At 54.3% G+C, this 8,532-nt stretch carries 8 protein-coding genes, 7 tRNA genes and 1 rRNA gene; 5 read left to right on the top strand and 11 right to left on the bottom strand.

What is annotated here, in order from left to right; all coding sequences use genetic code 11:
- Window positions 1-43 precede the first annotated feature (43 nt).
- The 3 genes from AC3Y2E_RS17915 to AC3Y2E_RS17925 all read right to left on the bottom strand — a co-directional run bounded on the left by AC3Y2E_RS17915 (window position 44) and on the right by AC3Y2E_RS17925 (window position 2,778).
- Window positions 44-1,135 carry a PucR family transcriptional regulator gene (locus AC3Y2E_RS17915; protein WP_379212694.1) on the bottom strand — a complete coding sequence of 364 codons (1,092 nt, stop codon included), beginning with the start codon at window positions 1,133-1,135 and terminating at the stop codon, window positions 44-46.
- 112 nt (window positions 1,136-1,247) lie between these two features.
- Complete coding sequence (locus AC3Y2E_RS17920) at window positions 1,248-1,838, bottom strand: C40 family peptidase (RefSeq protein ID WP_379212696.1); 591 nt, start codon at window positions 1,836-1,838, stop codon at window positions 1,248-1,250.
- Between the two features lie 82 nt (window positions 1,839-1,920).
- Complete coding sequence (locus tag AC3Y2E_RS17925; RefSeq protein WP_379212701.1) at window positions 1,921-2,778, bottom strand: MraY family glycosyltransferase; 858 nt, start codon at window positions 2,776-2,778, stop codon at window positions 1,921-1,923.
- A 228-nt stretch (window positions 2,779-3,006) separates the two neighbouring features.
- Between AC3Y2E_RS17925 and AC3Y2E_RS17930 the strand changes: the two genes are divergently transcribed.
- The 5 genes from AC3Y2E_RS17930 to AC3Y2E_RS17950 all read left to right on the top strand — a co-directional run bounded on the left by AC3Y2E_RS17930 (window position 3,007) and on the right by AC3Y2E_RS17950 (window position 7,338).
- Window positions 3,007-4,248 carry a nickel-dependent lactate racemase family protein gene (locus tag AC3Y2E_RS17930; protein ID WP_379212710.1) on the top strand — a complete coding sequence of 414 codons (1,242 nt, stop codon included), beginning with the start codon at window positions 3,007-3,009 and terminating at the stop codon, window positions 4,246-4,248.
- A 45-nt stretch (window positions 4,249-4,293) separates the two neighbouring features.
- Window positions 4,294-4,686 carry a hypothetical protein gene (locus tag AC3Y2E_RS17935; protein ID WP_190930303.1) on the top strand — a complete coding sequence of 131 codons (393 nt, stop codon included), beginning with the start codon at window positions 4,294-4,296 and terminating at the stop codon, window positions 4,684-4,686.
- Between the two features lie 6 nt (window positions 4,687-4,692).
- The gene (locus AC3Y2E_RS17940) at window positions 4,693-5,280 is read left to right on the top strand and encodes a gluconate 2-dehydrogenase subunit 3 family protein (protein ID WP_379212703.1); all 588 of its coding nucleotides are present in this window, start codon (window positions 4,693-4,695) and stop codon (window positions 5,278-5,280) included.
- On the top strand, window positions 5,277-6,854 hold the full coding sequence (locus tag AC3Y2E_RS17945) for a GMC family oxidoreductase (protein ID WP_379212705.1): 1,578 nt from the start codon (window positions 5,277-5,279) through the stop codon (window positions 6,852-6,854). Before AC3Y2E_RS17940 ends, AC3Y2E_RS17945 begins: the two co-directional genes overlap by 4 nt.
- 175 nt (window positions 6,855-7,029) lie before the next feature.
- A complete protein-coding gene (locus AC3Y2E_RS17950; RefSeq protein ID WP_190930306.1) occupies window positions 7,030-7,338 on the top strand; it encodes an MTH1187 family thiamine-binding protein in 309 nt (102 codons plus the stop codon).
- Window positions 7,339-7,490: 152 nt separating this feature from the next.
- Here the strand turns inward: AC3Y2E_RS17950 and AC3Y2E_RS17955 are convergent.
- From AC3Y2E_RS17955 to AC3Y2E_RS17990, 8 genes are all read right to left on the bottom strand, one after another.
- Window positions 7,491-7,563: transfer RNA gene (locus AC3Y2E_RS17955), tRNA-Lys, on the bottom strand.
- Between the two features lie 13 nt (window positions 7,564-7,576).
- Window positions 7,577-7,662 (bottom strand) — tRNA-Tyr (locus AC3Y2E_RS17960).
- A 33-nt stretch (window positions 7,663-7,695) separates the two neighbouring features.
- Window positions 7,696-7,768: transfer RNA gene (locus AC3Y2E_RS17965), tRNA-Phe, on the bottom strand.
- 139 nt (window positions 7,769-7,907) lie between these two features.
- Window positions 7,908-7,984: transfer RNA gene (locus AC3Y2E_RS17970), tRNA-Asp, on the bottom strand.
- A gap of 60 nt (window positions 7,985-8,044) precedes the next feature.
- Window positions 8,045-8,120 (bottom strand) — tRNA-Val (locus AC3Y2E_RS17975).
- A gap of 6 nt (window positions 8,121-8,126) precedes the next feature.
- Window positions 8,127-8,203: transfer RNA gene (locus AC3Y2E_RS17980), tRNA-Met, on the bottom strand.
- A gap of 16 nt (window positions 8,204-8,219) precedes the next feature.
- A tRNA-Ser gene (locus AC3Y2E_RS17985) sits at window positions 8,220-8,305 on the bottom strand.
- 100 nt (window positions 8,306-8,405) lie between these two features.
- Window positions 8,406-8,532, bottom strand: a 23S ribosomal RNA gene (locus AC3Y2E_RS17990); the annotation flags it as partial.

The raw sequence follows: 8,532 nt of genomic DNA on the forward strand, positions 1-8,532 counted from the left end.
CCTACGTCCACTTTCATGGCTATGCACATTGCTTACAAAAAAATTAGGTTCTTTTCGTTACTTTGTACAATAAGAGCGCCATATGCACCAATAACGCGTGATGGAACGTACGGACATCGAGCCCCGTCTCCTGCTTGAACTTGTCCAGCCGGTACAGCAGCGTATTGCGGTGAATGAACAGCTTTTTGGCCGTTTCGCTGACACTGCAGTCCAGCGCGATAAACTGCTCCAGCGTCGTGACCGTCTCCGTATCCTTAAACAGATCGACCCGTTTCAGCACTCTCTCCAGAAATAACTGACGTGCCTCGTCGCCGATCGGATGAAGCAGCTTCTCAAGCTGCAGCTTCCACGGCATATGAATATTATCCGACACATGATAAGTGCGGCCAAGCGTCATCGCCTCACGCAGCTTCACAACCGAGCCGAGCAGCGATTTGGAAGGCATCAGCGGGTAGTCGACGGCAATATGGCATTCGCCCATCCATTCGGTGGCGAGCATCTCGTGCAGCGCAAGTCCAAGCGAAGCGAGCGTATCCTCCGCCGTCTCCTCTTCCCCTTCTCCGCCTTCCTGCAACAGCGATTCGGGGCCCAGGATCAGCCACTCCTTGTCCAGCAGCGGAATCAGCACGATCTCGCAATCGAAAAACGACTCGAGCAGCTTTTTCAAATCCTGAAATACGGCTTTGCGCTGATCGGAATAATCGCCGTATACGAGGAGCGGAATCTTCTGTGCGTACAAAGCGAAGGTGGACGCAAGCGACTCCGGCAGCTCCGCATCGGTAATTCCTTGCTCCAATTGTTGGCTGATCCAGCTTCGGATAAGTTGGGACTTCCGCTCGTCCTCCGAGTGAGCCGTTGCGGCGCCCCGTTTCTCCTGTACGCGATAAGCTTCCATGGCCAGTTCCACCAGCTGCTTCTCAGACGGTGTTAATACGGATTTCTCCACTGCTATCGTCTGGACTTGTCCGCTTTCTTTCATAAGAAAAAAATGAACCCGGCTGCCGATATCGCGGCTCTTGCCCGACTTGCCCTCTTCCGCCGCCTCATTCCACTCGGTAACGGGAATTCGGCCCAGTTTGAATTCGGCGCCCAGTATTTGTCCCAGTTGCTGCGTTAACCGCTCCCATTGCACCATATTGTAAACCCCTCCAAACTATAGTTTCATGATACACGTTTTGAAGGGGGATGAAAACCTTGCTGCGGGCGGGAATGAATCCCGGGTCCGGTCGCTGGAGGGATGCCGCGTTTTATTTAAGGAGCCTCCTTGCCGTTACGTACCGCTCCTCCCAGTAGCCGGAATCGATGCGGCTGTATTTGACTCCTCCGTCTCCGTACGTATGGATCATTCTCCCGCTGCCGGTATAGATGCCGACATGCCCGATCCCCCCGTGCGTTTCATCCGTAGCGAAAAAAACCAGATCCCCTACACTCAATTCGTCCCGTTCCACCGGCTCCCCCAGCTTCGCCTGATCGCGGGATACCCGGGGCAATTCCATTCCATGTTCGGCGAATACCGTCTTTGCAAACGAGGAGCAGTCAAACGTATCGGTCTGTCCGTACTTGGCGCCGTAAACATAAGGCGTTCCTAAATATTTCCGGGCTGTCCGCACGATGCGCAGCCGGTCCGTGTCCAGTGCGGCTTGCTTCTGGTTCATTCCTATGATGCCGGCTTCGGCCGACTCCGTCCTGAAGCGGTCTTGGGCGACTGCAATAGCCGGTTCCGCCGGCTCCTGATGATGCGAAGCGTGAACATAATTACATAGATATGCGGTTGCAGCTGTCAGTCCAACCAGAACGACAGCCACTCGCACCGGCAGCAACTTCTTCCTTCGAATCAAAACGATAGTCCCTCCACAGCTATTTCCATACGTTTTATCAATAACAAGATTACCATTATCCATCCATTCTGAATCGGATTCATCAACCGATCACAAGCAGCAAAATAATCGACAACAAGGAAAACAACATCCCGATCAAATACAGGAAGGACACGGTTTGCGTCTGGGTCAGCCCCCAGCTCATCAGCGTATGATGGGTATGCAGCTTGTCGGCGCGATGCAGCCCTTTGCCGCTCCACAATCGCCTTGTCATCACAATTACCGAATCCATGATCGGCACCCCGATGGCAAATACGGGGACGAGCGTGGAGATCATCGTTGCGCTTTTGAACGAACCGTCTACCGCAAGCACCGCTAGCGTATAGCCGAGAAATACAGCGCCGGCATCCCCCATGAAGATTCGTGCCGGATAAAAGTTGAACGCCAGAAAAGCAAGACAAGCTCCGGCCAGCGCTGCGGCCAAAATCGCGGTTCCGTGCTGCTCCTTGAAGATGGCTGCAATCAATAAAGTAAACGAGGAGATGGTGACGATTCCGGAAGCAAGCCCGTCCACCCCGTCGATAAAATTGATCATGTTCGTGATGCCGAACACCCAGGCCATCGTTGCGATCCACGAAAGCCACACGGGGAACAGCAGCATGCCTTGGCCGGCGACATTGGTAACCCCGATAATCTGAATCCCGAACCAGGCCGGAACGGCGGAGACGACTATGTATACGACTAACCTCGGCCATACGGGAAATTCTTTGCCCTTTACCTTATACCAATCGTCCAGCAAGCCCGTAGCGACAAGTAATGTTCCTCCGGTACAAACGGCAGCGAACCGTGCCGAAGCTCCGTCAAAAGCGTAGATGGCGATCATACAGCCGAGATATAAAGCGATTCCGCCCATAAGCGGTATCGGGCTGGAATGAATTTTCCGTTTCGTTGGGGCATCCACAAAGCCGATCCGCAGTGCAGTCCTCCGAATGAGCGGCACCAGTGCGTATACGATGCCGAAGCTGATAATCGCGGGAAATAAGCAAGCGATACGGTTTCCCTCCCTTGCAAGCAGTCATTTCCGTTAGGATATCCGATCGTCTCCGTTTCCATCCGGTTTATTAATGGTGCGCGATGGACATAATTTTCCCATTCGAACTTTTCTTTTCGCAGAAAGGAGGCCGGACCGATTTTACTTCCTTACGGGAAAGGCCGAATCGAGCTGGACGTTGATTTCATGTCGCCTCCGGCCGTGCTGGATTACCGGTCAGAAGCCGATTTACCGGCAGACCGCATCATTCGGAATGCGCTGGAGCAACCGGTCGCGGGAAAATCGTTGCGGGAAGCGGCTGCGGGAAGCAAGCGCGCCGTAATCGTGATCAGCGACAATACCCGGCTTTGTCCAAGCCGGCTCTTTTTACCCGCTCTTCTCGAACAATTAAACGAAGCTGGCCTATCCGACGAACAGATCCGGATTGTCGTGGCCTTGGGCATGCACCGGAAACAGACGGAGGCGGAGTTGATTGAATTGACCGGTGAAGAAGTGTTTCGCCGGGTAGCGGTTGTGAATCATTCCGCCCTATCGGAAGATTGCGTCTATGTGGGGACAACCAGCAGCGGCACCCCGATCGAGATCAATCGGATCGTCGTGGAGGCCGACCTGCGTATCGCTACTGGTAATATCGAGCCGCACCGGCTCGTGGGCGTGTCCGGCGGCGTGAAAGCTCTGGTGCCAGGCACCGCTTCCAAGCGATGCATCGAGGCCAATCACGCACTCTCGCAAAAGTATAAAGCGAGACTTGGCGATCCGGACAACCCGGTTCACCGGGATTTGGAAGAGGTGATGCGAGTCGTTCCGGTTCACTTTTTGTTTAACGTAATCGCGAACCATCGGCGTGAGCTGCTGGAGGCGTTTGCCGGGGAGCTGGTTCCGACGCACCGCCGGGGGCTGGAAGCGGCGCGAAGCCGTTTTTTTGTAAATGCCGATACGAAGTACGACCTGGTTATAGCTTCCACCGGCGGCTACCCGAAGGATATGCAGCTCTATCAGGCACTTAAGACGCTGCAAAACGCCGCGGCTTTCACCAAGCCCGGAGGTGCGATTATTCTTGCCGCACGCTGCGAGGAGCTGTTCGGCAACGGGATCTTTCAATACTGGATCGAAACCGTTCAGGACCGGAATACGATTATGGCCAGGCTGAACGAGCAGTTCGTGCTGGGTGCTCACAAGATCGCGCATATTCAAGAGATTGTCGGTCCGCATACGGTATACCTTCATACCGATATGCCTGACCCGCTTGTGGAACTTGCCGGATTCATCCCCGCACCTGATCTGAACGCGACCATCCGGTCGCTCCGGTTCGGCGACGGTTGCGAGGTAGCCGTTATGCCTCACGGATCGCTTACGTTTCCACAGCCACAATCGCCCTGATTCCTTTAAAGGACAGGGCCCATACTTTTCGAAGGAGGAGTTTCTATGTACTGGGATGCATGGTCGCTCGATCGTCTGCTTATTTTGTTCGTGAGCGCCGCTTTCGCCATGATCGGCATTCAGGTAACGATGTTTCATTACCGGCAAAATTTCCATCATAAATCAATGTGGGTTCCCGTCGTCTCGGCCCCCGTCTTTTTTGCGACAGGGCTTGCCCTTACGTTTTATAACGCAAACTGGCTGCGACTCTTATTCGTCGTGTTTATGGTGCTTGGGGCGATTGACGGCCTGGTCGGCGTTTATTTTCACGCCAAAGGAGTCGGCGTCCGTGTCGGAGGTTACGCGATGCGCAATTTCCTGATCGGTCCTCCGGTTGTGCTCCCGTTTCTGTTTACAGCGATAAGCGCTCTGGGACTACTGGCCGTATATTGGAGGTGAGCTGCCTTGAAAAAAACCAAATATCCGAATTATGACGTGCTTGGCGAACAGGCGGCTTGGGACGATACGACGCGCTCCATCGTTTTGTCCCGGACCGAGGCCGATTTCACATATGATTATTTGACGCTCGTCGAAACAGAGATGCTGCGTGCGCTGTGCTCCATGCTGGCCGGGGATACACGGGCCAATGTGATCCAGTTCGTTCTGCAGCACATCGATCGGACGGTGAACGGGCCAACGCCGGAAAGCGAACGCGGCTCAGCTGTGCCCCGGGCTGCCGAGCTCATCCGTACCGGCTTGAAGCTGATCGACCAGTGGTGCCTGACTGCATTCAGCCGTCCGTTAATCGATCTAACGGAAAGTGAGCAGTATTCGATTGTTTCCGACCTTAGTGAAGGCAAGCTCCCTTTGGCCGATCCCGCCTTTCCGCAAAAGGCTTTATTCCGCCGCCTGCTGAGCTGGACGGTCGAATCGTACTACTCGCATCCGACAGTATGGTCCGAAATCGGTTACGGCGGACCCGCTTATCCGAGAGGTTATGTGCGGACTCAGATCGGACAACTCGATCCTTGGGAGGCGAAGCCCGAACCATGACACTTCAGCGTAAATACGGAAACGATCAGGTCGATGCGGTGATCGTAGGAGCCGGCGCGGCGGGAGGCGTGCTCGCCCAGCAATTAAGCGAGGCGGGGATGCGGGTCGTCGTCCTGGAGGCTGGACCGTTCCGGGACCCACAGCGGAATTTCGCCAGCGACGAACTCGCGATGCGATCGCTCGGCTGGGAGGAAACCCGTCTGGTAGACGGTGCCGATCCGCTTAAGATGGGACACAACAACTCAGGTCGGGGGGTGGGCGGGGGAACTACTCACTTTACCGGCGTATTTTTGCGTTTTCACGAATCCGATTTTCGCACCCGGTCTCTGGATGGAGTCGGAGAAGACTGGCCGATTAGCTACTCGGACCTGGAGCCTTATTATTCTCGGGTCGAGAAAGCGATAGCGGTGTCGGGACCGAAGTTTTTCCCTTGGGGAAACTATCATGGACCTTATCCTTACCCCGAGAGGGAACCGCTTAGTCCCAATGCTTATTTGTTTATGAACGGCTGCGAGAAGCTTGGCATCCGCGCTTCAGTGCCACCTCTCGCGATTTTATCGGCTCCGTTCGAGGGGCGTCCTCCCTGCATCAACCGCGGGTTTTGCAACGAAGGCTGCATGCCTAACGCCAAATTCAGCACGTTGATTGTCCATATTCCGAAAGCAATCCGAGCAGGCGCAGAGGTGCTGGCCGACTGTACGGTAACCCGGGTATTGATGGGGAAAGACGGTAAGGCCCGCGGAGTCGAATTTATTCATGACGGGCAGCTGTACGAGCAACAAGCTCGTATCGTCATCTTGTCCGCTTTCGCGGTGGAAACTCCCCGGCTGCTGCTCAACTCGGCAAACTCCCAGTTTCCCGACGGATTGGCCAACAGCAGCGGTTGGGTCGGCAAAGCGATTATGCCCCACAGCAGTCATGACGTGTATGCCAAGTTCGATCAGGAGGTTCGCCTGTACAAAGGGACGCCCGTGCTGGCTACGACTCAGGATTTCTATGAAACCGACCCGGCCAATCCCTTCGTTAGAGGATATACGCTCCATGCCCATGGCGCGCGGCCCGTCGGTTTTGCAGGCGGAATTTCCTTATCGGAGCAAGGGCCCGTGTGGGGACAGCGGCTGAAGGAGACGCTCCTGGATTACAATCACTACGGTCGGATTACGATGGTTGGGGAAGTGCTGCCTTCCGAGCACAACCGGGTCACCCTATCCGATGAGACAGATCAGCACGGCGTTCCGAGAGCGAAAGTATCGTTCAGCTACGGCGATAACGATCGAAAGCTAATCCAACATGCCGTCGGAATGATGAGCTCGATTTTACGCGCGGCCGGCGGTGCTGTCGAATATGTAGTTCCGGATACGGCGCATCTAACGGGGGGCTGCCGGATGGGGAACAATTCGGATACGTCGGTAACGAACGCCTATGGACAAACGCATGACATCCCCAACCTGTTCGTATGCGATGCCAGCTTATTCGTCACCTCCGGTGGCGGCAATCCGACGAATACCGTGATGGCTATCGCCTACAGAACGGCTGACTATATTCAGGAAAGGGCCAGTCGTAAAGAGCTGTAGCCCTTCTTCCTGGCTGCCTCGTGCCGTTCCCCCATTGGCGATTCGGGTGTACAATTAGAGAAGCGGCCATGTCTGCTGCTGCAATCAAATTCCATTACAGATCAGAACGAATCGGTAACTAGCCGTTCATCGATCCACGGTTGCCGAGGATCGTCTTAGGGGAGGTACATACGGTATGGCTATAGTCGAGGTTACGGTGATTCCGGTTGGAACCGGGACAACCAGTCTCAGTTCTTATGTCGCCGATATGCAGCGAATATTGGACAAAACGGGAAGCGCGATTCATTATCAGTTAACGCCGATGAGCACGATCATAGAAGGGGACTTGTCCGTATTGCTGGACGTCGTGCGGCAGCTGCATGAATCTCCGTTCTCCGGCGGTGCACAGCGCGTCTGCACGTCCATCAAAATCGACGATCGGCGCGACTTGCCCTCCTCCATGGAGCAAAAAATGAGGTCGGTGGCAGCGAAGCTTCAAAGATAGCTAAGGAACAAAAGCAGCTAATCCAAGGAACAAAAAGAAGGTTGCTCCCGCTCGTAAAAAGAGCTTAGGGCAACCTTCTTTTCTTTTTGTAGATGCTATTAATAGGTAGCTGTATAAAAGCAAAAACCTCTCCGGTTCTGGAGAGGTTTCGATGAGCCATGTAGGACTCGAACCTACGACACCCTGATTAAAAGTCAGGTGCTCTACCAACTGAGCTAATGGCTCATGATGAAGGGAATGGTGGAGGCTGATGGATTCGAACCACCGAACTCGTCAGAGAACAGATTTACAGTCTGCTGCGTTTGGCCACTTCGCTAAGCCTCCATGTGATGCAACCTGTAAAGGAAGCATGCAAGGTGGCTCGGGACGGAATCGAACCGCCGACACGAGGATTTTCAGTCCTCTGCTCTACCGACTGAGCTACCGAGCCATATGTATGAAATTGTGAAAAGAATGGCGGAGCTGACGGGATACTCTCCACTTCGTGGCGAGACTGCGAAGCATTTGCTAACGATGGGGCGCTTCGACGAACCTAATGGTTCTCATCCGTCTTTGAAAGAGAAATCAAATGGCGGAGCTGACGGGATTCGAACCCGCGGTCTCCTGCGTGACAGGCAGGCATGTTAGGCCACTACACCACAGCTCCGTGTTGATTCAATACTACTAATCGTTCCCTGCAAGCACTTAAATCATGCCTGGAGAAAGATGGTGGACGCTGACGGGATCGAACCGCCGACCCTCTGCTTGTAAGGCAGATGCTCTCCCGGCTGAGCTAAGCGTCCTTAATATGGTAGCGGCGGAGGGAGTCGAACCCACGACCTCACGGGTATGAACCGTACGCTCTAGCCAGCTGAGCTACACCGCCATATTACAGGTTAAAACGGAGAGAGAGGGATTCGAACCCTCGCGGCTGTTACACCCTAACGCTTTAGCAAAGCGCCCCCTTCGGCCTCTTGGGTACCTCTCCATAATTATTCCCTGAAAACTGAATGCGAACCGAAGAAGAGAGAGATTGAAACGTTACCTCAAGGGCTCTTGAGGCCTCCACGAAGGTTCGTGGAGTATTATAGGATAAGCCCTCGACCGATTAGTATTCGTCAGCTCCACACATTGCTGCGCTTCCACCCCGAACCTATCAACCTGGTCGTCTACCAGGGGTCTTACGAATTGGGAAATCTCATCTTGAGGGGGGCT

This window comes from Paenibacillus sp. MAH-35, from assembly GCF_058135425.1.

Coding starts and splice junctions, on each gene's coding strand:
- AC3Y2E_RS17915 (WP_379212694.1), bottom strand. CDS start 1,135: ATGGTGCAATGGGAGCGGTTAACGCAGCAACTGGGACAAATACTGGGC.
- AC3Y2E_RS17935 (WP_190930303.1), top strand. CDS start 4,294: ATGTACTGGGATGCATGGTCGCTCGATCGTCTGCTTATTTTGTTCGTG.
- AC3Y2E_RS17945 (WP_379212705.1), top strand. CDS start 5,277: ATGACACTTCAGCGTAAATACGGAAACGATCAGGTCGATGCGGTGATC.
- AC3Y2E_RS17950 (WP_190930306.1), top strand. CDS start 7,030: ATGGCTATAGTCGAGGTTACGGTGATTCCGGTTGGAACCGGGACAACC.